This is a genomic window from Blautia sp. AM23-13AC, from assembly GCF_003435675.1.
GTDB lineage: Bacteria > Bacillota > Clostridia > Lachnospirales > Lachnospiraceae > Fusicatenibacter > Fusicatenibacter saccharivorans.
The window spans coordinates 247,177-270,227 of record NZ_QTUL01000002.1 but is presented as its reverse complement, the minus strand read 5'-3'; the positions used below and the strand labels follow the sequence as shown (position 1 = coordinate 270,227).

Here is a 23,051-nt window from a genome sequence, read left to right as displayed (position 1 = left end):
TATTAGTCAAATTTGAAAGGAGTCAATTCTATGGCAAAGAAAAATGTAAGGAATATGAAGGTTTGTGGACAGAGCGGTTATAAATATGAGACAGTTCCGGCAATTACATTAAAAGGAAAGTGGCTGGAAGAACTGGGATTTCATCTTGGGGATTATGTGCAGGTGAAATGTGAAAATGGTCAGCTGATTATCACGCCGGATGTGGATAAAGCACAAGAGCAGGAAGCGAAGACCGCATTTATGGATGAGGAGATTAAGAAACTGATAATCAGATACCAGAATGAAAAAGAAGAAATTACTGCAAAATATGTGGCAGAGCAGAGTGCAGGCTGTTATGGAAAGAAAGCATGAGAGGGGGAGAATGTATGGCAAGGATTATAATGTGTGGATCATTTAAAGGGGGAGTTGGCAAAACTGCCAGCTCCTGGAATTTGGCGTATTCACTGGCTGAGATGGGAAAAAGGGTTCTGGCTGTTGATTTTGACAGCCAGGCAAATCTGACAACCTGCTTCGGAGTAGAAGATCCTGCGGCTGTGCCGGTGACGATTGGACATCTGATGATGAATCGGCTGGAAGATGAGAAAATGCCGGATCCGTCAGAGTTTATACAGAGTAGAAATGGTGTGGACTTTATTCCATCATCCATGATGCTTTCAGCAGTGGACAGTAAGCTGCGGATGGAGATGGGTTCAGAGAAGATGCTGACTGGTATTCTGGAGCCGCTGAGAGGGCTGTATGACTATATTATTGTAGACACCTGTCCATCGCTCGGAACATTGACGATTAACGCATTGACGGCGGCTGATGAGGGATTATTGCCGTCAATCCGCAGCTTTTGGCAATGATGGGATTGCAGGATTTTATCCGGACAGTGAAGAAAGTCAGAAGCAGACTGAATGACCGCCTGCAGATTGCAGGGATCCTGCTGACTATGTGTGATGCCAGAACAAATCTCTGTAAGGTAATCACAGAACAGCTGACGGATACTTTTGATGGACAGACCCGGATTTTTAAGAGTATCATACCAAACACAGTAAAGGTGGGAGAATCAATTTATTACAGTGAGCCGCTTCTGGAGTATGCACCGGAGAATAAGGCTTGTAAAGCATACCGGAATCTGGCAGAGGAGGTGGTTGGGGATGAAAGCTAATGCACCAAAAAGAAAAGTATTTCAGGACGCACTGGATCTTCTTGCTGAGGATCCGGTGAAGAATACGCCAGTGCCTGTGAACGGGATTGTTTCTATTCCGGTTGAGGAAATACATCCGTTTCATGATCATCCGTTCCGGCTGTATGAGGGAGAACGCCTGGAAGATATGGTACAGAGCATCAGGGAGTATGGTGTGCTGAATCCGGTGATTGTGAGGAAAGCTGCAAGGGGCTATGAGATGCTTGCAGGGCATAACAGAACCAATGCGGCAAAGATAGCAGGATTGACAGAGATACCTGCGATTCAGTATTTATCAGGTTTTGCCGAAGCTGATTGAATTGTGGGGGATGAACATCAGGACGGATGTGGAGGCTAAAAAAACTTCATGCAACAGACCGTGAAATGACAACTCCCCTGTTTCTTCTCCGGTGTGTGCAGCTGGGGATTTCCATCCGGGATCTGGATCTGCTGACTATCGGGATGGTGAATGATATGTTTGTGGAAAGCAGGAACGATGAGTATAAGGGATGGAGACAGGTTGCCACGCAGGAGGATTTTGACAGGTTCTGATCTGATGAAATGTGGTGACAGGATGTTTCAGAAAGGGTATAATGGGTTTATCAAAGTCGGGATTTGGAGGAGATTCTTATTTATGAAAAAAGGAATAAATAAATCAATCTTATTTTATATTGCATCAGTTCTGTTTCTCGTAGCCTCAGCTATAGACTTTACGAGTGGAAATGAAAATTCTATGGCTATAGTATGGTTATGTCTTGGTTCTTCGTTTCTTTGCTTGGGTTCGACTCATAAGAAAAAGGAAAACAATACAGATGATAAATAATTTCCTGCTTGTATTGCTGGAAAATCGGGATTCATAGAGTACTTTTGTGATTTGCAACTGCTGGTTGACAGATTTACAGCCTGAAATGGTGGAATGCAAACAGCAAAACTGTTATATTTAGCTCATAAAATCTGCAAAAGGAGGAAAAAATGATTTTAGCTGATAAGATTACAGAGGAAAGAAAAAAGAATGGATGGTCACAGGAAGAACTAGCCAATCAGTTGGGCGTATCCAGACAGGCAGTATCTAAGTGGGAAAGTGCAGGAGCTGTTCCAGATTTGCAAAGAATTTTACAGATGTCGGAGCTTTTTGGTGTTAGTACAGATTACCTATTAAAAGATGAAATGAAAGCAGAAAATATCACCTATCACGAAAGTACTGAAAGCTATGCAGAACCGTTGAAAAAAGTAACTATGGAGAATGCAAATGAATTTCTTGACATGAAAAGAAATGGATCCAAAGTAGTGGCAAACGCAACAAGTATGTGTATCTTAAGTCCAATATTATTGATTGTTCTTGTGACAATGGCAGAAGATAGCGTATTTCATGTTTCGGAATCTCTGGCAACAGTATTTGGATGTGTTTTTTTGCTTGGAATGGTTGCGGCAGCCGTCTTTTTGTTTATTACATATGGAATGAGTGAATCACATATGGAACATTTTGAAAAAGAATGCTTTGAAACAGAGTATGGTGTATCTGGAATGGTACGAGAAAAAAAAGATTCCTATGAACCAATTTTTATCAGAGGAACAGCTGTTGGGGTAGTGCTTTGTATACTGGCAGTGATTCCGACAATTATTGCCGAATCTATGGAAGCGTCCGACTATTACTGCGGTCTTTCCGTTGGATTACTGCTATTCATACTTGCAATAGGAGTGAATCTGTTGGTTCGTGTTGGGATGGTAAAAAGCAGTTACGATACCCTTCTTCAGGAAGGGGAATATACAAAAGAAGAAAAACTGTTTAAGAAAAAGACTGACACGTTTTCTGGTGTATATTGGTGCTTGACTACAGCGATTTACCTTGCATGGAGCTTCTGGACGATGAGCTGGGATATTACATGGATTGTATGGCCGGTTGCAGGTGTTTTGTTTGCAGCATTGCTTGGTGTGGCGAAAATGGTGTTAAAGAGTGGCAGTGAAACTCAGCACTATATTTAAGATGGAGTTAAGTTTATTTTCCGCATATTATACTCATCCAGAAATTCAAGTTTGGAGAATTGAAAAAAACGGAATTTATCTATTAAGACATATAAACTCTTGACAATAAAGCTCCTATATAGTATGTTTTTAATAAACTACTATATAGGAGCTTTTGTATGGAAATGAATGGAGGATTTCTTGTCACCAAAATAAAACAGCTTGGAGACCGGATTTTTGAGAAGATTCTCAGTGAAAAGAATATTGATGCGTTTAATGGAGCCCAGGGACGTATTCTTTATGTGCTGTGGCAGGAGGATGGTATCTCAATCAGGTCACTCTCGACTAAATGCGGATTAGCGATAACATCTCTTACTACGATGCTGGAAAGAATGGAAAATCAAGGGCTGATAAGCCGTGTTCAGTCTGAAACGGACAAAAGGAAAACACTCCTGTTTCTGACTGAGAAAGCACATGCCTTAAAGGGCGAGTACGATTCTGTATCTGATGAGATGGGCAGTATTTACTACAAAGGTTTTTCAGAGGAAGAAATTATCCGGTTTGAGGAATGTCTCGACCGCATCAGAAAGAATCTTGAGGAGTGGCAGAAGTCATGAGTATTTGTATCAAAGATCAGATTCAGAACATGAATATCGTCATTGGCTGCACAGTGGGGTGTACATATTGCTATGCCCGCAACAACGTGAAACGCTGGCATATGATTGATGACTTCGCTGACCCTGAATTCTTTCCGGGTAAGCTCAAGATGATGGAAAAGAAACGTCCGCAGAACTTTCTTCTTACTGGGATGAGCGATCTCTCCGGATGGAAGCCGGAATGGAGAGACGAGGTATTTGCAAAGATCCGTGAAAATCCACAGCATCAGTTCCTGTTCCTTACCAAGCGACCTGATCTGCTGGATTTTGATACCGATCTGGAAAATGCATGGTTTGGCGTTACGGTGACGAGGAAAGCCGAACTGTGGCGTATCGACGCCCTTCGGAAAAACATCAGAGCAAAGCATTACCATGTTAGCTTTGAACCGTTATTCGACGATCCCGGTACAGTTGACCTTTCCAGAATCAACTGGATCGTTGTCGGCACTATGACCGGGGCTCAGAGCAGGAAGATTCATACGGAGCCGGAATGGGCATGGTCTCTGACGGATCAGGCACACGCACTCGGCATTCCGGTGTTTATGAAGGAAGACCTTGTCCCTATCATAGGGGATGAAAATATGATTCAGGAAATGCCGGAAGAATTTAATAAAGTGTTAGAGGTACAGAAATCATGGAAGAAGTAATAAATGGAATCCTCATTCGTGAGGTGGAAACAAAGAACATCATGACTAAGTCTAGTCTGCCGGTAGGCGGTTACTCGGTCAATCCCTATGTGGGCTGTACACATGCCTGCAAGTATTGCTATGCTTCTTTTATGAAGCGCTTTACCGGGCACAAGGAGGAATGGGGCACTTTCCTTGATGTGAAGCATTGGCCGGAAATTAAAAATCCGAAGAAATATGCCGGACAGCGGGTGGTCATCGGTTCTGTGACAGATGGCTACAATCCACAGGAGGAGCAATTCGGGAATACCAGAAAACTTCTGGAGCAGCTGATCGGCAGTGACGCAGATATTCTGATCTGCACAAAGTCGGATCTTGTGGTACGGGATATTGATCTGCTGAAGAAGCTTGGACATGTAACCGTTTCATGGTCGATCAACACACTAGATGAAAATTTCAAGAACGATATGGATTCTGCTTCGAGCATTGAGCGCCGTATCTCTGCTATGAAGCAGGTATATGAAGCAGGTATCCGTACAGTCTGTTTCGTATCCCCGGTATTCCCCAGTATCACGGATTTTGAAGCAATCTTTGAGCGGGTAAAGGATCAGTGCGATCTGTTCTGGCTCGAAAATCTCAATCTTCGAGGCGGTTTCAAAAAGACAATTATGGATTATATCGCCGGAAAATATCCTGATCTTGTACCACTTTACGACGAGATCTATAACAAGCATAACCGCAGCTACTTTGAAGCACTTGAAGTAAAAGCTGAGAAAATGGCTAAGAAGTATGATTGTGCCTTTGTGGATAATGAAATGCCTTATGGCAGAGTCCCGCAGGGACATCCGGTGATCGTAGATTATTTCTATCATGAGGAAATCCGTGGGACAGAGAATACCGGAAAAAGAAATCGCTAACTTCAAGTTTGCAGGGAAGGTGGCTATCATGGAGATGAAGAGAAATGGATGAGAGGAAAGCGTATTGGTTTGAACAGCCATATATGCCGCAGATGAAAAATATTGCGGTGGCTCCTGTTATTCTGGAAGATGGAAGACTGTCCTTCTGTGTTCCAGGGGATGATGGTCCTCCGTGGTCCGGGGTGTGGAACCTGACTGGAAAGGTTGTTTTGGACGGGGATGATTATTTTGAGTTCCAGTGTGATGATGAAGTGATGCACAGACGGGGTGGAACATATAAATTTCATGCTTTGGATGTTGATACATTCAGCAGGGAAACGTGTCAGTGGATATCACAGGGAAAAGAGATTGCAGACTGCTGTAAAACAACAGAAGAACTGCATGAATGGTACCTGAAACATTGGACTTATAACAGATAGAATGATTATATTTACGAAGGCATCGGTCACCTGGTTGGCTGGTGCTTTTTTCGTGGGGAAATGGAGGTGGCGGGATGTATCCGGTATCGGATGGGTTTCTGAGAGCTGTGAAGAGCAATACAAGAAAATATTACTGGACGGGTACGATCGTTACCAGAGGCGGAATGACGTATGAGTTCGGGGCGAAGGAGATTGTGAAGGGTTCCGGGTATATTTCCAGGCAGTGCTGTGGAAGCACGGAAATTGAACTGGGGACGGTGTATGCGGCGGAGATGGGGATCACGCTTCTGAGTGACATTGACAGGTATACGCTGGAGGATGCTCAGGTGACGCTGGTGTTTCATCTGGTGCTGGCGGATGATTCGGTGGAAGATGTGCCGATGGGAGTTTTTGAGGTCAGTGAGGCGAACCGTCTGGCAAAGTGCCTGGAACTGAAAGCCTATGATTTTATGCTGCGGTTTGATAAGAGTTTCAACGGGTTTGAGACTGTGGGGACTGCTTATGATTTTATTGCTTTGTGCTGTAAGCGGTGTAAAGTGGAGTTTGCGAATAAGAGGGCGGAGATTGATGCCATGCCGAATGGCGGGGTGACGCTTTCTGTTTATACTGAAAATGATATTGAGACCTGCCGGGATGTGCTGTTTTATGTGGCACAGGTTCTGGGAGGTTTCTTTATTATTAACAGGGAGGGAAAGCTGGAACTGAGAAAGTACGGGAAGGATCCTGTGATGAAGGTGGAGCAGAGACACCGGTTTTCTTCCAGCTTTTCGGATTTTATTACCAGATACACGGCAGTGAGTTCCACCAACAAGCAGACGCAGATTGCAGAGTATTATGCTCTGGATCCGGATAATGGGCTGACCATGAACCTGGGTGTGAACCCGCTTCTGCAGTTTGGGTTAAAGGAGACTAGGGAGATGCTGTGCAGGAATATCCTGGCAGATCTGTCTGTGATCCGGTATGTGCCGTTTGATTCGGATACCATCGGGAACCCTGTCCTGGATCCAGGGGATGTGCTGACATTTGCGGGAGGACAGGCGGATGAGGGACAGATCACCTGTATCACTTCCATCAGACAGAAAATCGGGGGAAAGCAGAGCCTGAAATGTGTGGGGAAGAACCCGAGGCTGGATCAGGCGAAGTCAAGGAATGACAAGAATATTTCGGGACTGCTGAATCAGATTGAAGACAATGCGAAGACCGGGAAGATCGGGATCCATACGTTTACCAATGCTTCCGCGCATGAGATCGGGCAGACGAAGGTGAAGCTGATCAGTATCCAGTTTGCTTCTTCTGAGGAAAACCACATGCAGTTTTTTGCGCAGGTTGTTGTGGATGTGGCTGCGGATCCGGTGGAACGGTCTGCGGAGGCTTCCGGGACTGTGGTGATTCCATTTCCGGGCGGAAGCGGCAGTGGAACTGGAAGTGGTACGGGTGGTTCTGATGGAACCGGGGAGACATCGGATGCAGGAAGTTCTGAAAATGATGCGGCAGGGAATGAAGTTGGAAATACTTCTGGGAATGAGAATACAGGGAGTACGGATGATGTCGCTGGTGGCTCGGATTCCGGATCCGGAACCGGGAGTGGTTCGGAGGTTTCTGTGGATGTGAGCCTGCCGGTGAAGTGGCAGGAGGACGGACAGGCGGTCTGCCATGTGGTCTTTGAATTTAATAATGAGGAGATTGTGGAGCATTGTCCGGTGGAGACCTGGCATTCCGGGAAACATATTTTGTCGCTGTATTATCCAATTGAGAAGATCGTTGCCAATTATACGAATACATTCAATGTGTATCTCTGGATGGAGTATGGCAGCGGTACGGTTGATGTGGGAGACTGCATTGCTTCTGTCAGCGGACAGGCAATGGCGGTTGGGGAAGCCTGGGACGGAAAGCTTGAGGTGGAGGATTATACCACGAGATTTGCCATTGGCGGAGGACTGGATGTGAATGGTTTCCGGGAATCGCTGTCCATGCAGATGAAGGAGACGGTGAACAGAGGATTTGAAGTGTATTTTGCTGAGAGAGCGGGAATCAGCGGTTTCTGCAGGCCGGTAGAAATGGAGGGTGTGTGATGAAGTTGAAAGGTGAAATGGTCATTGAACTGACCGATACGAATACGGGTGCGGTGGAGACAGTTCAGGAGACGAACATGATCACGGAGGCAGTGAATAATATTCTGGGGCTGAATCCCATGGGGATTTATCTGAAAGCCAGCGGGGAGTATGACAATTCTGTTTTGTGGAACGGGACGCTGCTTCCCATCTGCCCGAACATGATCGGCGGGATCCTGCTGTTTCCGGCAGTGCTGGAAGAAAAGGCGGATCATATTTACGAGCAGGGGAAGAACCTGCTTACGGCAGTTCTCAGAAATGGGAGCTGCTTTTTTCATGGGAGGAGGATTCTGGCATGAAGGAATTTTGGAACTTTATTCAGATGGTTTTTATGGCTGTAGGCGGATGGCTGGGTTGGTTTATGGGAGGCTGTGACGGGCTTCTGTATGCACTGGTCGCTTTTGTGGTGATTGATTACCTGACCGGGGTGATGTGTGCTTTTGCGGACCATACGCTTTCCAGTGAAGTGGGCTTCCGGGGGATCTGCAGGAAGGTGCTGATCTTTCTGCTGGTGGGAATGGCAAATATTCTGGATGTGGCTGTGATCGGGAACGGATCCGTGCTGAGGACAGCGGTGATCTTTTTCTATATTTCCAATGAGGGTGTGAGTCTGCTGGAGAATGCAGGGCATCTGGGGCTGCCGATTCCGCAGAAGGTGAAAGAGGTGCTGGAACAGCTGCATGACAGAAGTGAAAAGGGGGATGGGGAATGAGGATTGCAAGGGAAAAGTTTATCGCGGACATTGCGGGATATGTGAAAAAGTATGCCGGGCAGTATGGAATCCTGTGCCATTCTGCGGTGATCTCACAGGCGGTTCTGGACTCCGGATGGGGCGAGAGCCGGCTGACCAGTCAGTACTATAACTATTTTGGACTGAAATGTGGCACAAGATGGACTGGCAGGTCTGTAAATATGCGTACACAGGAAGAATACAGGGAAGGGACGCTGACTTCCATCCGTGATAATTTCCGGGTGTTTGATTCCATGGAAGAGGGCGTAAAGGGGTATTTTGAGTTTATCCAGCTGGAACGGTACCGGAACCTGAGGGGGATCCGCAGGAGTATCTGGAAACCATCCGTGCCGACGGGTATGCCACTTCTTTTTCCTATGTGGAAGACTGCATGAAGGTGATCCGTCAGTATGAACTGACAAGATTTGATGAAGGGGGATGTGAGGCTATGGCAAAGACTGCTGAGAGTGTTCTGGATGTGATGAGGGGATGGCTGGGATTCAGTGAGGCCAATGGAAAGTTTAGGGAGATTATTGACTTGTATAATAGTGTGAAGCCGCTTCCCAGAGGATATGCGGTGCAGCATTCGGATGAATGGTGTGATACCTGTGTGTCTGCTGCAGGGATCAGGGCAGGATGCAGTGAGCTGATCGGCAGGGAGTGCGGCGTGGAGGAACACGTGAAGATCTTCAGGGAGATGGGGATCTGGATCGAAGACGGAACCATTATGCCGGAGCCAGGTTATGTGATTGTGTATAACTGGGACAAGGCCACACAGCCGAATGACGGGTACAGTGACTATATCGGTTTTGTGGAGGAGGTTTCCGGTGGGAATGATTACTGCTATTGAAGGTAACCGGGTGAAAAGGTTGACAGAAGGGTGATCCCCCTGGGATGGGGATATATCCGCGGATATGCGGCTCCGCAGTATGAGAAGGCTGTGAAAGGAACCGGCGGGAATCCTGGTACAGGAAAGAAAAGTGTGGAAGCTGTGGCGAAGGAAGTGATTGCCGGAAAGTGGGGGAACGGCGAGGACAGAAAGAAGAGACTGCAGGCTGCAGGGTATGATTATCCGGCAGTGCAGGCGAAGGTGAATGAGCTGGTGAAAAGTAAAGTGTATGGAAGCAGGAATGAACGCACATCTTGCAAAGCCGTTGGATGATGAAAAAATTAAGCAGACCATAAGCGAAGAGTTGAGAAGGTCAAATGCCTGTCATGAATGATTATGAGACAGCCGCAGCAATCAGGAGCCTTCCAGATGCATGGGAAAAGCGGACAGGAAACATAGAGAGAGAGGATTTTGTTATGACAGAAATGAAATATATATTTCCGAAACAACTGCAGTCTGTGGCTGCGTTGGCTTTTATAGCCGTGCTGATCGCTCTGCTTCTTATCCTGACTGTAATGGTACATATGAGGAACAGAAAACTGAAACGTATGCTGGAAGAACAGATGGCAGAACGACGGCTTTTGGACAAAATATGTTCAGACTTTACTGCTGTCTATTATGTCGAATTAAATATCGGTTTCTTTGAGATTCTGCATATAAACGACGGAACCAATGCAAAAAAAATGAATCTGAAACAGTGTGATAATTTCAATTATGCTGCTGACCAATATGCGGTCCAGTATCTGTATGGGAAAGAAAGACAGGAATTTAAGGATTGGATTTCGACGGGGCATCTGAAGGAACAGCTTTCCAGGAAGGAGCGCATTACCTATCATTACAGAAGCAAACCGAATCCGAATCAGCATGAATTTTTTGAGGCACAGGCAGTCAAAATATACCAGGATGAGAAACATTTTTTCGCACTGGTGGGTTTCCGGCATATCGATGATATTATGGAAAAAGAAACTACCATCCAGAATCAATTAAAGCAGGCACTGGACGAGACACGGCTGAGTAATGAAATAATTTCGGCAATTGCCAAGAGTTACTGTTCTATCTACAGGATTGATGTTCAGAAAGATTTTTTTGAAGAGGTATCAAATGACAGTGAAATACACAAACTGACAGGAAACAGAGGATGTGCATCGGAGAAACTGTATCAGCTTTGTGATACCATGGTTGCACCGAAATACCGTCCGCTGATACGTCCATTTCTGGATGTTTCTACACTTTCAGCCAGATTGAAGACGGAAGAATGTATTTCTACAGAATGCAGGATGTGTGATGGCAGCTGGCACAGGATGCTTTTTACTGTAAAAAAACGGGATCAGTCTGGAAATGTTACCCATGTTTTATGTACAGTCCGTAGTATCAGTGATTCCAAAAGACGTGAAGAGGATCTTAACTTTGCAGCGGAAGCAGCAAAGCGGGAAGCCGAAATGAAAACAAGGTTTCTGGCAACTATGAGTCATGATATCCGCACGCCACTGAACGGTATTATCGGTATGGTAAATATGGGAAATCAGTACGCAGATGATCTGCAGATGCAGCAGAAGATCAGAGAAAAGGCAATGGAAGCCCTGAAATATCTGGTGTCTCTGGTAAATGATGTGCTGGATATGAATAAACTACAGAGCGGAGAGTTGAAGGACCAGCAGATTTTGTTTGATCTGACAATGGTACTGCGGGAACTGAACCAGATTTATGATGAGCGGGCTGCAAAGAAAGGCATCCGGTATGAGGTTGACTGGAAAAATAGTACATACAGCCACAGCGCTCTGATTGGAAATCCGGTATATCTTGGCAGGATCCTGTCGAATGTCATGGACAATGCCATAAAATTCAGTCAGGCGGACAGTGTGATTACGGTCTGGGTTAAGGAAGAAACTCTGGATGATGGCAGAGCATTTTTTACGTTCTACTGTAAAGACCAGGGTGTGGGTATGAGTGAAGATTTTATTGCACATGCTTTTGATATGTTCTCTCAGGAAAGCAAGACAAGCAGATCCAGGTATGAAGGCACCGGACTGGGGCTTGCAATTACGAAACAGCTTGTGGACAGGATGGATGGAAGTATTGAACTGAAGAGCGAAGTTGGTGTTGGTACTACAGTTATTGTAAAAATACCGTTCAAAATTGACACACAGGATAAAAACAGTAATTTATCAGATAAGCCAGTAAGCCTTGATGATTATTCAGTGGAAGGCATACGGGCATTGGTTGTGGAAGACAATGAGCTGAACATGGAGATTGCCAGATGTATACTGGAAGACAGCGGTATGGAAGTTACATGTGCAGTAGACGGGCAGGAAGCAGTTGAAATTTTTGAGGATTGTTGCTTAAAAAAAATGCATGGCAGATAATAGCGATGTAAAACTGCACGAAGATTTGTAGGAATAAAAAGACAGAGCATATAGAGCTGCTATATGGTCTGTTTTTTTATTCCTTTGAAGAAGCTTGGGACAGGTACAGCAAATTAAAATGGTAAAAACATGCTCATATCCGGAGCATTATTTTGCAGAGAAAATACCATCTTTATAGGTAAAGTCACAGATACCGCCGTTTTTGTCGGTAATGTGGCGGACGGATTCGATTCCTATGCCGTTTCCGGAACGTTTGGAGGATTGGAAAATATTGTTTTCTTGCCGTATTTTACCATCGAAAGTATTCTCCACATGAATCAGAAGCAGATGATTATGGTGGGGATAAACCTCCACATTAATCTTCCTGCGGGCCTGATCTGTTTTCACACTTGCCTGGATGGCATTTTCCAACAGATTGGAAAATACAAGGCACAGATTAATCTCATCTATGGAAAGATCAGCAGGCAGAGAAACCATTGCATGAAAAGGAATGTTTTCTCTTTCTGCAAGGGTGGAATAATGTCCGAAAACACTGTCAACAGCCTGATTTTCACAGAAATGCAGGTTATAGTCAGAGATTTTTCCGGTTGCAGCGGAGAGATATTTTTTGATCTTTTCCATGTCACCCTGCTCTGCCAGAGAGGACAGTTGGACAAAATGATGGCGGATATCGTGACGCGCCTGTCTTGCTTCTTCAATGGCCATGCAGAGATTCTCGTATCTTTCCTGCTGAAGGGAAAGAAAATGGTTCTCCTGCTGAAGTCTGGCATTTCTGTTCAGGTTGACCCCCATCATAAGAAACATGACATAAAACAGGAGCAGGAGTATGAGCAGTACAAGACTTAAAACAATATAACACTGCAGGACCCGCCCGGTATATAAAGTGCTACGGTGTTTGGGAATCATAAAAAGATTCACTCCGATGAAGATTACCGGAAGAATCCAGAATACATACCAGGTCTGGGCAAAGTTTTCGTCTGCGATCATTGTCTGAACACAGTGGCGGGCAGGATACCAGGCTGCCAGAACAAACAGCAGGCAGATGAGGTTATAGAAAATTCCGGCACCGGTACGAAACCACAGTTCATTTTCTGTAATATGCAGGTCAGCAGTTATAAGTGCATTGACTGCCCGGGAAAGACTGTTGACACATGCAAAAACTGCAAAGACTGCCAGAAAAATACTGACGGATTTCCAGACAGAGATTTTTAACGTTTTATGATAAATAAGCATAATAACAGGCAGCAGAGGAAACAGGATCCATCTGGTGGGAAAGTGGAAGGCACAGCAAACTGCTCCTCCGAAAATACAGATTCCCAGAAGAAGAGGAAGAAGCCACGCTGTCAGCTTAAGCGGTGTCTGCCTCAGATAGCTTTTTACTGGCAGATATGACAGCAGTATGCCGGGAATGATTACGGAAAGTTCAAGTACAGGGCGAAGTATGTCAGTCATTTCACGACCTCCTTTGGAACAGAAATTCCATAAATGTCTGTCTGGCGTTTTTGAGCAGCTTCCGGCTGACCGGGACATTGTTTCCGTTATCAAGGCGAAAAATCGATCCGTCAAAATCAACAGCATGCTCCAGATTGATCACAACACCCCGGTTACACTGATAGAAACGTGCGTCCATTTTCAGGGCGGTTATGAAGGAATCAAAGGACTGACGGGTCACCAGTTCCCTTTCACCGTCAGTGTGGATGTGGATCATATGGGAAAAATGCTCTGCGTAGATTATTTTCCGGAAGGGAATCTGAATATTACTGCCGTTTACCTTTACATCTATGTATTTCCCGGAATCCGGGATGCGGGAAAGAATTTCATCGGCCAGTGCGGAAATATCATTTTCACTGTAGGGCTTTACAAGATAGTGCAGAGCCCGGACCTGGAATCCCTCTAATGCATGGTCGGTAGAAGTTGTTGTAAAGATCAGCAGACAGTCAGTATCTGATCTGCGAAGTTCTTTTGCTGTATCAATCCCGTTAGAACCATTCATATAAATATCCAGAAACACTACAGTGAAAGGACATTCCTTTGCCGCAGTGAGGAAAGTTTCTCCATTTTCATATTCCAATATATCTGTATGGACATTGCGCCTGGAAAACTGAGATTCCAGTCTGTTTCGTAACAGTGTCCGCTCTTCTGAAATATCATCAACAATTGCAATTCTCATAGTAAATCTTCCTTATAATATATATTTATAAAATTCCGCCTGCTGAGAATTCCTCGTTACTGTTCACGCTGTTTTCGGTAATATTTTTTCATCTGTGCAACCGAATTCGCAGACAAGCAAGTGGTGTAGTTATTTCGAAAACGCTCTGGTAACAGTATATCATAAAACAATGCCACGGAGTTGCAATTCGTGTCATTTTCTGTCGTTTCGTGACAGAATTATTGAAATAATTTTGATATTTTTTATAATGAGGGTAACAAATGAAAGTATATTAAATGGAAAGGAGGGGGATCGTGTATTGTATTGCCATACTGACCGACCAGGAACAGGAAGGACAAAACAGCGCGGAATATATCAGGAAGTACTGTGCAGAGAAGAATGTCTTTCCGCTGATTGAAATTTATCAGAATCAGGAACAGTTTTTTGCAGAGACATTGAAAACAGTACCAACAGTGCTGTTTCTCGCATTACCGGGTGTAGCCGGCCTGAATGCAGCAGAACACCTCCGTTCCCTGTATCCGAAATGTGGAATCATCTGGTGCAGTGACCTTGATTTTTCGCTCCATGCGTTCAGGCTGCGGATAGAATATTTTTTTATGAAACCTGTGGAAGAGCAGAAAATAAAAGAAGGACTTTCCATCTGGCTTGAATGTAACAAAATAAGATAAGAAAGACATTCGGGAGGAAAACAGCATGAAGACGATCATGAAGTATGAACTTGTCATAAATGAAGCACTTAGATCCGCACTTAATTACCATACACCTGACGAGCAGATTAATGAATTTATTCGTTTTTTCGGCAGACATATCAGTTCTGACAGAATATATATTTTCGAAGATTGTAAAGAAAGGCATGTCACAAACAATACGTATGAATGGTGTGCGCAGGGAGTGGTTCCCGAAAGAGACAGATTGCAGAATGTAGATATGGACATAATAAAGTGGTGGTACGATACGTTTTCCAAGGGCGAAAGTATCATTATCGCTGATATAGAAGATATCAAAGAAGAACATCGCATGCCCTATGATATGTTAAAAGCACAGAATGTAAGAAATGTGGTGGTATGTCCTTTGCGTTACAAAGATGAGATAAGTGGTTTTTTCGGTGTGGATAATCCTCCAAAGGGTGATTACAGGGGGCTTACTATTTTTCTGGATATGATAGGAACGCTTCTTATCTCGTTACTGAAATTGCGTAATTCATTTATAAAGTCAAATAAAGAGGCACGGCTCAGCAGTTATACATCCCTCTCGAAGATCTATACATCCATGCATTTGGTTGATGTGCAGACAAAGAAATATCATATTGTAAAAATGACAGATCAGATTATGGAATGTTTGGGAAAAGATTTTAAGAAAATGGGAGAATATGAAATCAGGAATGATTTTTGCGGACATGTCAGGGATATTGTCGAGAAAATGTGCATAGAATCGCAGCTTCAGGAATCACTGGAGTTTGTAGATATCAATACGCTGGAAGAACGGCTTCTTGGAGAAAAGAGCATAACACATGAATTTATAGATAAAAAATCAGGTTGGTGTCGAAGCAGATTTATTCCTGTAGACTATGATGAAAATGGAAGACTTCTGCATGTGCTTTTTTGTACTGAGTGTATAGAAGAAGAAAAAAAGCGTGAGAACTGGCTGATTTATCTGGCGAAGACAGATCTTATGACAGGATTATGTAATCGTGGAAGCGGAGAAAAAAGGATTACTGAACTTTTAAAGGAAAAAACAAAGGGATTGCTTTGCCTGATCGACTGTGACAAATTTAAATCCATCAATGATACTTATGGGCATTCTGTAGGAGATAAGGTGATTATAGCCGTTGCGAAGACGCTGCAGAAAACATGTCGTGACAGTGATGTGGTTATGAGGCTTGGAGGTGATGAGTTCGCAATATTTATGCCGAAAATGTTGGAGCAAACAGTAGCTGAGAAATTCTTCGAGCGCCTTTTTGAAAATATTCGACAGATTGATATCATAGAGATGCGTGGAAAGAGTATAGAAATAAGTCTGGGTGCGTGTTTTTATGATGGATATGAAGATATTTCTTTTGATCAGCTATACAGAAAGGCTGACAGGGCAATGTATCAGAGTAAAAAGCAGAAAGGCTGCAGTGCTGTAATTTATGGGGAGGGAATGTAAAAAATCTGGAAGGTTCCCAGTTATGAGCTGCATAGCGAAGCGGAACAAAAGGAGAAGTCTATGAAAGAAAAGAAAGTAATTGATTATACCAGAACCTATCGAAGAATTGAGATAGATAAAAAGAAATGTATTCTGTATATTGTCATACTGATCCTGCTTGGTTTTCTGCTTATGTGGACGCAGATCGATGATCTGACCAGGGTGATCTGTAAGATAGGGGTCGATGCTTTAAAAAAATATGAACCGCAGATGTATGTTGGGATCCGTTCAGAAACGTATCCTCTGTTTGGAAAAATCAGCTATCTAAGTGCAGGAACCGTATATCCGGGAATACAGATAAGCCTTATAAATGCAGCAGTTTCTCTTGCGGCAATCATTCTGCTGGCGGGACTTCCATGGAAGGGACGCCCTCTTGCCATTTATCTGATCCTGTGCAGTGCGATTCATCTGATAAACAGTCTGTGGTTTGTATTTGGAGAAAAATACTTTCCGTATACTTTAACTGTTTATTCGAAATTATATATGCTTCAGGAAATTGGCATATGGGTGATGTTTTTTGTCATGACAATTATGGTCACTGGAATTATAGGAGACCGGGGAGTGATCTATAAGCTTTTGACACTTCTTGCGGTAATGTTGTATTCCATAGTATTTGGAACTGTTCGCTATGTGATTTTTATCTGGCTGCTGTACAGATTTTCTGTGATCTATATGGCGTTTTTCTACTTTATAATAGGGCCCATGTTTGACTTTTTGTATCTGGTTATGATTTATGCAGTGTTTGTCGACCGCATGATCGGTGTTTACGATTCAAGGAAGGGAAAGGAGGTATGGAAATGGTCGTAGCTATTATGAAAGGTTATACTATTTTTGTTATTATCCTGATGCTTCTGTACACAGCCAGACATTTTTATTTTACAATTGTAAGGCTTCTGGGCAGGCAGCGCCTCTATTACAATGATATTCTTACAGACAGGATGAAAAGTATTTCCGTACTGATCCCTATGCATAATGAGGAACAGGTGCTTTCCAATGTTCTGGATTCTCTGCTGAAATGTGAGTATGACAGGGACAGACTTGAAATTATTCCGATTAATGATAATTCTACAGACCGTACCAAGGAAATGCTGGATGAATATCACAGAAAGTATGAGTTTATACGCCCCCTTCACAGAGACTGTCCGGACAGAGGAAAACCGGTAGGTCTGAATGATGCAATGAAGCTGGCAAAAGGGGAGATCATCATTGTATTTGATGCGGATTACAGACCTGCCAGAAACATGCTGAAACAGATTGCGCTGGGATTTGAGGATCCGCAGGTAGGTGCAGTTATGGGGCGGGTGATACCGTACAATACCAACACAAATATGCTGACCAGACTTATCAATCTGGAACGGTCCGGCGGATATCAGGTAGATCAACAGGCACGATATAACCTGAAAACAATTCCGCAGTATGGCGGTACAGTGGGAGGATTTCGAAAAGATTTTCTGTTAGAAACAGGTGGCTTTAATCCAAAGGTTCTGGCAGAAGATACGGAACTTACATATCGGCTTTTTACCAATGGCTGGAAGGTTGTATATGCTAATTCGGCAGAATGTTATGAAGAGTCCCCGGAAAGCTGGAATGTGCGAGGCAGACAGATCAGACGCTGGTCAAGAGGCCATAATGAAGTATTGTTCCGCTATCTGATTCCTACGATCACAACTCCTTATATGGGGCTGTTTCAGAAAATAGATGGCTTGTTTCTGCTTTTTATCTATTCAGTACCGGTATTTCTGCTGGTAGGCTGGGTAGTGTCCCTTGGATTATTTTTCCTGGGTGAAATGCAGATATTCAGTGGCTGGTGGGTTATATTGTTTTTGGGAATTTATAATTCCCTTGGAAACTTTGCACCATTTTTTGAGATAGGTACCTCGCTGATCATAGACGGACTTCCCGGAGAGGCATTGCTTCTGCCTCTTATGATGTTTAACTTTTTCTTTTATATGTGGAATATCTCTCTGGGATTCTGGGATGCAGTGGTAGATACTGTTACCGGAAGAGGTGTGAAATGGGATAAAACAGTGCGGTTTACTGTGCAGAAAACGGAAAAGGAGGCTGAAAAATGAAAGTATGGATTTTGATTTTTGTCTGTATGTTCTCTATGCCTCTGTTGGTCGCAGTATTGCATTTCAGGATGAGAAAAGGGCAGATTCTGAAAATAAGGCAGGATTATGTGAAAAATGCCAGATATTTTGGCAGAAGCTTTTCTTCTCTGGTGGAAAAAGCCCTTCCGGAAATGAAGAATGGTATGATCATGCTTTCAAGACAGGAAAAGGTGTTGGAAACAGATGGAAACCAGGAGTTTGTGCAGCCTGAGATTGAAGATCTGGTCATTGCCAGAAATACCATCTTCTGTCCGCAGCAAGGGGATTTACATTTCCAAAAAGAAATCTACAGTGAAAAGGATGCGTTGTTTGTAAAAGAGAACATACGACTCCGGGCTGTATACAGCAAAAAAAGACTGCTTTTCGGAAATAAGATCCGGCTGCTCAGATGGGCAGATGCTGAACATGCAGTTGTAGTTTATGATGAATGTGATCTGGGTGAAAGGGTATCAAGCGGAGAACAGCTTGTGATAGGCTTTGGTAATATTTTTCATAGTCTGTATGCACCTGTGATCCGTCTTGGACAGTGTCCGGAGGAACCTGACCGGTTTATGGAGGGACGTGATCCCAGGATATTTCGTATGCCGGTCACGAACAGCTATGAATATAACAGGCATTACATAGATGATGATATGGTTACGGAAAGTGGGACAGTTCCTTATACGATTATTTCCCGTGGGGATATAAAGGTGATCGAGGATATCATCCTGCAGGGAGATATCCACAGTGATGGGGCTGTGAGGATCATGGAAAATGCATCGGTGCTTGGAAATATTTTCGCAGAGAATGATATACTTCTGGAAAAAAATGCAACAGTGCTTGGCAACATTTTTACACAGGGCAATATTATATTTGAAGAAGGTGCCAGCGCAGGCCAGCCGAATAAGATTACTTCAGTTGTTGCCCGCGGAACAATAACATTTTATGGCAGTAATTATGTTTATGGATATGTGGTTTCAGAGGGTGGTGGAAAAATCCTGAAATCAGACAGGGAGATATTTGGAGAGTATTGTTTTCCAGGAGAACCTGTTCATAAGGAAAAGATTACTTTCCAGGATCTGTTGGAATATGAAAACGTTGATTTTCAGGGATTTCGAGGAGATATATATGTAAAAGAAGCGGTTATTCCAGAAGGTGCATCAATTATTCCGAAGAGTCAGTTTTTTGGATGCAGAAGTCTTGAGAAGGTGTGTCTGCCGGAGAGCGTTTCTGTTATTGAGGACTATGCATTTGCTGACTGCAATGTATTGAAAGTATGGGAGAGCATGGAAAAGCTTTCGTTGAAATCAGTAGGGATATCAGCTTTTGAAAACTGTTACGCACTGGAATTTATAAGTCTTCCGGATTCTCTGACTGTGATTGAAGGAGCTGCATTTGCTGACTGTGTGTCTGTTAATAAACTGATATTTTCAGATACCTCTCTGTTAAAGAAAATAGGTGATCATGCTTTTCGCGGGTGCAGGAATCTGAAAGAGGTATACCTTCCGGACGGTGTGGAATATGTGGGAATCAGTGCATTCAGAGATTGTGTTTCGCTTGAACAGATTTCCGTATCAGAGAAAATAAAAGATCAGCCGGGTATTGCAGAACTGGAGAAAAACTGTCCAAATGCCAGAATCAGGTTCAGGGAGGTGAATTCAGTTGAAAAAGAATAAAACCGCAGAAGTGTTTCTGGTTTTGCTCATATTGATCGTGATGTCTGCAGGAATTCTGATCCTCCAGAAAGGGATGGAAAAATTGCAGAATGTTAAGCAGGAAAGCGTATATGTTCCGGAAACAAGAAATTTATATAATAATTATGGCTTAAAAAATGACCAGTCTCTTTCAAAAATCAAAATCATAGAAACGCAGGATCAGGTGATTTATACAGACCGTATCTTTAATATAAATCAGATTTCTGAGGATCGTATTTCATATGCGGCAGATATTATGAAAGCATTACAGAAAAAGAGTGGGAAAGACACTTATATTATGCCGATACCGCAAAGAGCAGTATTTGAAAGCGGATATGAAACTGAAAAGGAAAAATACAGTGATTTTATAGAGAAACTGGAAGCCTCTTTTTCAGATCCCTCAGTGGTTTTGAATCCGCTGTCTGAACTGGAGAAACATCAGGATGAATATATTTATTTCAGAACTGGAAACAGCTGGACAATGCGTGGGGCATTTTACGGGGCGCAGGTGATTTTTGGAGAACTTGGATATGATAAGGAAAACCTGGATGATTACCGTGAATATGTTTTTGGAAATTTTAAGGGAAACCTTCTTTTGGAAGCGCTAGGAAAGTATACGACAGACGAAATAAAGAAAGGAATAGAAAACATGGAAGAAGAACCATTCTATATTTATATCAATGGTTCAAATCCCAATCGCGAAGAATTAACCTTTGAAAACAAAGAAGGGCAGCTACAGACACTAAAAAGACAAACGATACAGTTTAATGGCAGCGGAAATTATGCAGTCATTGGTTCGAGTTATAAGCATAGTATAGTGGAAGGAAGAGGAAAAGGACAGAGAAAGGGAAATCTTCTTCTTATTGCAGATACAAGAGGAAAGATGATGATATCTTATCTTTCAGAAATCTTTGAAAAGGTTTATGTATCTAATATGTATGAGGATGCAGATCTTATACAGAATCTGGATGAAATACTGGAAAAATATGATATAGAATATATTATATGGGCACAGGATGTTGCTGAAACAGGAAACAGATCCTATATGAATGCATTGAATCCACTTTTAAAGGAAGGAGGGAATGGCTGATGTCGGAACTGATCCTTAAGGGAACTGATTTGTTTATGGGAAAGACAGGAATTGCAGACACCCTTCCTATAAGCGGAAATACAGAAAGAATCCTGTTTCTGCTCCTGGGGATCCTGCTTGTTTTTGCAGGAGCTAAAGTGTACCGTCTGATCGTTTCCTTCATAATGTTCTGGGGAGTGACGATCGTATTATGTACTGTTATGAATGGAAGGGCCGGATGGGGGACGATCGTAACAGCATTTACGATACTTGGGTGTCTGATGGGATATATGGCATTTAAGTGGAAAACAGCAGATTCCATGATCTTGTCTGCCATGACTGCTGCGGCAGTTGTATGGATGTGTTATCCGTTCTGGTGGGCTGTAGTTATTTTCGCTGCAGGAGCTGCAGCTGCAGCGGCCTTTTTTCCTCTTGAGGGAGCGATCCTTTCTTCTGTTGTGGCAGGAATGTTTCTTCTTCACGAGACGGGAGTCAGATACGTGGCTTTGCTGACAGTATGCGGACTCCTATTCCAGATCGTTCTGTTTGAACGAAAATCAGAGAGGGGGCGTAAGATTTGGAAACGGTTTTTCGCAAAGAAATCAAATATCTGATCAGCCGCAGAGAGGCCATGATTCTTCAACAAAAGCTGGATGGCATTATGGAAAGAGATATCCATGGAGATAATGGCAGATATTTTATCAGATCTCAGTACTATGATTCCATAGACGATCAGGATCTATGGGATAATCTGGATGGAATGTATGAAAAAAGGAAGATCCGTTTAAGAATTTATTCCTTGAATGATCTATCTGCAAAGCTGGAGTTTAAATGCAAAAACGGATTTGACGGAGTGAAATATTCCATACCTGTCAGCCGTGAACACGCACTTCGGATGGAACAGGGAGATGCTTCGTTTCTTCTGGAATATGAAACAGAGCTGGCTATGAGATTGTATTTGCGGATCACACAGGGTTGTTACCGTCCAAAGACGATCATAGATTATCAGAGGCTGGCATTTGCTTATCCTGCAGGTGATGTAAGGATCACTTTTGATACGGATATCCGAGGAACGTTATATCCATATGGTCTGTTCGAGGAGGTTGGAACCGATGCGCTGGGCAGTACAGAACAGGTGCTGATGGAAGTAAAATATACAGGATTTCTGCCGGATATGATCGCTGAGACATTGAAAAAAGCGGATGAACTGTCCACCAGCCACAGCAAATATTCCAGAGCCAGAATGATGTGACTGTAAGTTTTACATGCGGCAGACCGGAGACCGATGGGAAACCGGATGCCGGGATTGGAGAAAAATATGAGAGAATTTATCGTAGAAAATCTGACAAATACAGAAGCACTGAGTGTGACTGTGATTTTAATGAATAATGTGATCGCACTGATCGTTGCCTTTTTTATTATGTTTACTTATAAAATTTCTTATGCAGGACCTGCATACAGCAGAAAATTTAATATTTCGATCGGATCGATCACGATTATCACAGCTATGATCATGAGCATTATCAGTAATAATATTGCATTGTCCCTTGGTATGGTTGGTGCTCTTTCTATCATAAGATTTCGTACTGCTGTAAAGGATGTAAGAGATGCTACTTATATTTTCTGGGCAATTGCGGCAGGCATTGGCTGCGGTGTATCTCAGTATGCGCTTATTGTTATTGGTTCTGCTTTTTTACTTCTTTTTCTTATTATTACAAGAAAAGGCTTTACATCCTGTAATAAGCTGCTGGTTGTTCAGGGAAAACCTGACTGCTTACATAAAACAGAGGCAGCAGTGGATACCTTCTTTTCAGGAAAGGCACATGTTTCCATGAGAAATGTTACAGAAGGCAGCTTTGAACTGGTTTATTCTATCGGAGAGGGAATCCTGTATAAAGCTGCAAAAGAAAATCAGATGGATATTTCAGAGAAACTGATCAAAATCGATGGTGTGAAAAGGGTAAATATAGTTGACCAGAAGGATGAACTTTCGCAGTAAA

29 protein-coding genes are annotated in these 23,051 nt (G+C 43.2%); 27 read left to right on the top strand and 2 right to left on the bottom strand.

Features of this window, described 5'->3' with window-relative positions; genetic code table 11:
• Window positions 1–30 precede the first annotated feature (30 nt).
• The 18 genes from DW642_RS03670 (at window position 31) to DW642_RS03600 (ending at window position 11,841) form a co-directional block, all read left to right on the top strand.
• A complete protein-coding gene (locus tag DW642_RS03670) occupies window positions 31–351 on the top strand; it encodes a SymE family type I addiction module toxin (protein ID WP_117509302.1) in 321 nt (106 codons plus the stop codon).
• A gap of 14 nt (window positions 352–365) precedes the next feature.
• Complete coding sequence (locus tag DW642_RS16180; RefSeq protein ID WP_242991117.1) at window positions 366–845, top strand: ParA family protein; 480 nt, start codon at window positions 366–368, stop codon at window positions 843–845.
• Between the two features lie 26 nt (window positions 846–871).
• Entirely contained in the window at window positions 872–1,150 is a 279-nt protein-coding gene (locus DW642_RS16175) for a ParA family protein (RefSeq protein WP_242991116.1), read from the top strand.
• Window positions 1,140–1,487: a ParB N-terminal domain-containing protein gene (locus tag DW642_RS03660; RefSeq protein WP_242991115.1), complete on the top strand. Its 348-nt coding sequence runs from the start codon at window positions 1,140–1,142 to the stop codon at window positions 1,485–1,487. The genes DW642_RS16175 and DW642_RS03660 overlap by 11 nt, the downstream gene beginning before the upstream one ends.
• A gap of 65 nt (window positions 1,488–1,552) precedes the next feature.
• Window positions 1,553–1,720, top strand: a complete 168-nt coding sequence (locus DW642_RS15970; RefSeq protein WP_015524526.1) for a hypothetical protein — start codon at window positions 1,553–1,555, stop codon at window positions 1,718–1,720.
• Window positions 1,721–1,802: 82 nt separating this feature from the next.
• Complete coding sequence (locus DW642_RS03655; RefSeq protein WP_117509428.1) at window positions 1,803–1,991, top strand: hypothetical protein; 189 nt, start codon at window positions 1,803–1,805, stop codon at window positions 1,989–1,991.
• A gap of 149 nt (window positions 1,992–2,140) precedes the next feature.
• On the top strand, window positions 2,141–3,151 hold the full coding sequence (locus DW642_RS03650) for a helix-turn-helix domain-containing protein (protein ID WP_117509301.1): 1,011 nt from the start codon (window positions 2,141–2,143) through the stop codon (window positions 3,149–3,151).
• Between the two features lie 158 nt (window positions 3,152–3,309).
• Window positions 3,310–3,747 (top strand): radical SAM mobile pair system MarR family transcriptional regulator, encoded by a 438-nt coding sequence (locus tag DW642_RS03645; protein WP_007884694.1) that lies wholly within the window; start codon window positions 3,310–3,312, stop codon window positions 3,745–3,747.
• A complete protein-coding gene (locus DW642_RS03640; RefSeq protein ID WP_117509300.1) occupies window positions 3,744–4,433 on the top strand; it encodes a radical SAM mobile pair protein A in 690 nt (229 codons plus the stop codon). The genes DW642_RS03645 and DW642_RS03640 overlap by 4 nt, the downstream gene beginning before the upstream one ends.
• A complete protein-coding gene (locus DW642_RS03635) occupies window positions 4,421–5,329 on the top strand; it encodes a radical SAM mobile pair protein B (protein ID WP_055228656.1) in 909 nt (302 codons plus the stop codon). Before DW642_RS03640 ends, DW642_RS03635 begins: the two co-directional genes overlap by 13 nt.
• 44 nt (window positions 5,330–5,373) lie before the next feature.
• The gene (locus DW642_RS03630; RefSeq protein ID WP_055228657.1) at window positions 5,374–5,748 is read left to right on the top strand and encodes a hypothetical protein; all 375 of its coding nucleotides are present in this window, start codon (window positions 5,374–5,376) and stop codon (window positions 5,746–5,748) included.
• A gap of 74 nt (window positions 5,749–5,822) precedes the next feature.
• Window positions 5,823–7,820, top strand: a complete 1,998-nt coding sequence (locus tag DW642_RS03625; protein WP_117509299.1) for a hypothetical protein — start codon at window positions 5,823–5,825, stop codon at window positions 7,818–7,820.
• Window positions 7,820–8,158 carry a hypothetical protein gene (locus DW642_RS03620; protein WP_055228658.1) on the top strand — a complete coding sequence of 113 codons (339 nt, stop codon included), beginning with the start codon at window positions 7,820–7,822 and terminating at the stop codon, window positions 8,156–8,158. The genes DW642_RS03625 and DW642_RS03620 overlap by 1 nt, the downstream gene beginning before the upstream one ends.
• On the top strand, window positions 8,155–8,571 hold the full coding sequence (locus DW642_RS03615; RefSeq protein WP_055228659.1) for a phage holin family protein: 417 nt from the start codon (window positions 8,155–8,157) through the stop codon (window positions 8,569–8,571). Before DW642_RS03620 ends, DW642_RS03615 begins: the two co-directional genes overlap by 4 nt.
• A complete protein-coding gene (locus tag DW642_RS03610; protein ID WP_117509298.1) occupies window positions 8,568–8,984 on the top strand; it encodes a glycoside hydrolase family 73 protein in 417 nt (138 codons plus the stop codon). Before DW642_RS03615 ends, DW642_RS03610 begins: the two co-directional genes overlap by 4 nt.
• Complete coding sequence (locus DW642_RS03605) at window positions 8,981–9,439, top strand: hypothetical protein (protein ID WP_173815312.1); 459 nt, start codon at window positions 8,981–8,983, stop codon at window positions 9,437–9,439. The genes DW642_RS03610 and DW642_RS03605 overlap by 4 nt, the downstream gene beginning before the upstream one ends.
• Window positions 9,440–9,469: 30 nt before the next feature.
• Window positions 9,470–9,751, top strand: coding sequence for a hypothetical protein (locus tag DW642_RS15965; RefSeq protein ID WP_173815311.1), 282 nt, complete (start codon window positions 9,470–9,472; stop codon window positions 9,749–9,751).
• Between the two features lie 143 nt (window positions 9,752–9,894).
• On the top strand, window positions 9,895–11,841 hold the full coding sequence (locus DW642_RS03600) for an ATP-binding response regulator (RefSeq protein WP_158554968.1): 1,947 nt from the start codon (window positions 9,895–9,897) through the stop codon (window positions 11,839–11,841).
• A gap of 147 nt (window positions 11,842–11,988) precedes the next feature.
• Here the strand turns inward: DW642_RS03600 and DW642_RS03595 are convergent, their stop codons facing one another.
• Together DW642_RS03595 and DW642_RS03590 are read right to left on the bottom strand one after the other, a co-directional pair.
• Window positions 11,989–13,293: a sensor histidine kinase gene (locus DW642_RS03595; RefSeq protein ID WP_117509296.1), complete on the bottom strand. Its 1,305-nt coding sequence runs from the start codon at window positions 13,291–13,293 to the stop codon at window positions 11,989–11,991.
• Window position 13,294: 1 nt separating this feature from the next.
• Window positions 13,295–14,011, bottom strand: coding sequence for a LytR/AlgR family response regulator transcription factor (locus DW642_RS03590; RefSeq protein WP_117509295.1), 717 nt, complete (start codon window positions 14,009–14,011; stop codon window positions 13,295–13,297).
• 293 nt (window positions 14,012–14,304) lie between these two features.
• On the opposite strand from DW642_RS03590, the gene DW642_RS03585 reads away from it, so the two are divergent.
• From DW642_RS03585 to DW642_RS03545, 9 genes are all read left to right on the top strand, one after another.
• Window positions 14,305–14,679 (top strand): response regulator, encoded by a 375-nt coding sequence (locus DW642_RS03585; protein ID WP_117509294.1) that lies wholly within the window; start codon window positions 14,305–14,307, stop codon window positions 14,677–14,679.
• A gap of 25 nt (window positions 14,680–14,704) precedes the next feature.
• Entirely contained in the window at window positions 14,705–16,159 is a 1,455-nt protein-coding gene (locus DW642_RS03580) for a sensor domain-containing diguanylate cyclase (RefSeq protein WP_117509293.1), read from the top strand.
• A 60-nt stretch (window positions 16,160–16,219) separates the two neighbouring features.
• The gene (locus DW642_RS03575; protein WP_055227661.1) at window positions 16,220–17,005 is read left to right on the top strand and encodes a hypothetical protein; all 786 of its coding nucleotides are present in this window, start codon (window positions 16,220–16,222) and stop codon (window positions 17,003–17,005) included.
• The gene (locus DW642_RS03570) at window positions 16,996–18,270 is read left to right on the top strand and encodes a glycosyltransferase (protein WP_117509292.1); all 1,275 of its coding nucleotides are present in this window, start codon (window positions 16,996–16,998) and stop codon (window positions 18,268–18,270) included. Before DW642_RS03575 ends, DW642_RS03570 begins: the two co-directional genes overlap by 10 nt.
• A complete protein-coding gene (locus DW642_RS03565) occupies window positions 18,267–19,964 on the top strand; it encodes a leucine-rich repeat protein (RefSeq protein WP_117509291.1) in 1,698 nt (565 codons plus the stop codon). The genes DW642_RS03570 and DW642_RS03565 overlap by 4 nt, the downstream gene beginning before the upstream one ends.
• Window positions 19,951–21,072, top strand: coding sequence for a DHHW family protein (locus tag DW642_RS03560; RefSeq protein WP_117509290.1), 1,122 nt, complete (start codon window positions 19,951–19,953; stop codon window positions 21,070–21,072). The genes DW642_RS03565 and DW642_RS03560 overlap by 14 nt, the downstream gene beginning before the upstream one ends.
• Complete coding sequence (locus tag DW642_RS03555; protein WP_117509289.1) at window positions 21,072–21,665, top strand: hypothetical protein; 594 nt, start codon at window positions 21,072–21,074, stop codon at window positions 21,663–21,665. Before DW642_RS03560 ends, DW642_RS03555 begins: the two co-directional genes overlap by 1 nt.
• Window positions 21,629–22,303: a polyphosphate polymerase domain-containing protein gene (locus DW642_RS03550; protein WP_055264982.1), complete on the top strand. Its 675-nt coding sequence runs from the start codon at window positions 21,629–21,631 to the stop codon at window positions 22,301–22,303. Before DW642_RS03555 ends, DW642_RS03550 begins: the two co-directional genes overlap by 37 nt.
• A gap of 66 nt (window positions 22,304–22,369) precedes the next feature.
• Window positions 22,370–23,050, top strand: a complete 681-nt coding sequence (locus DW642_RS03545) for a DUF4956 domain-containing protein (protein ID WP_070103674.1) — start codon at window positions 22,370–22,372, stop codon at window positions 23,048–23,050.
• Window position 23,051 lies beyond the last annotated feature (1 nt).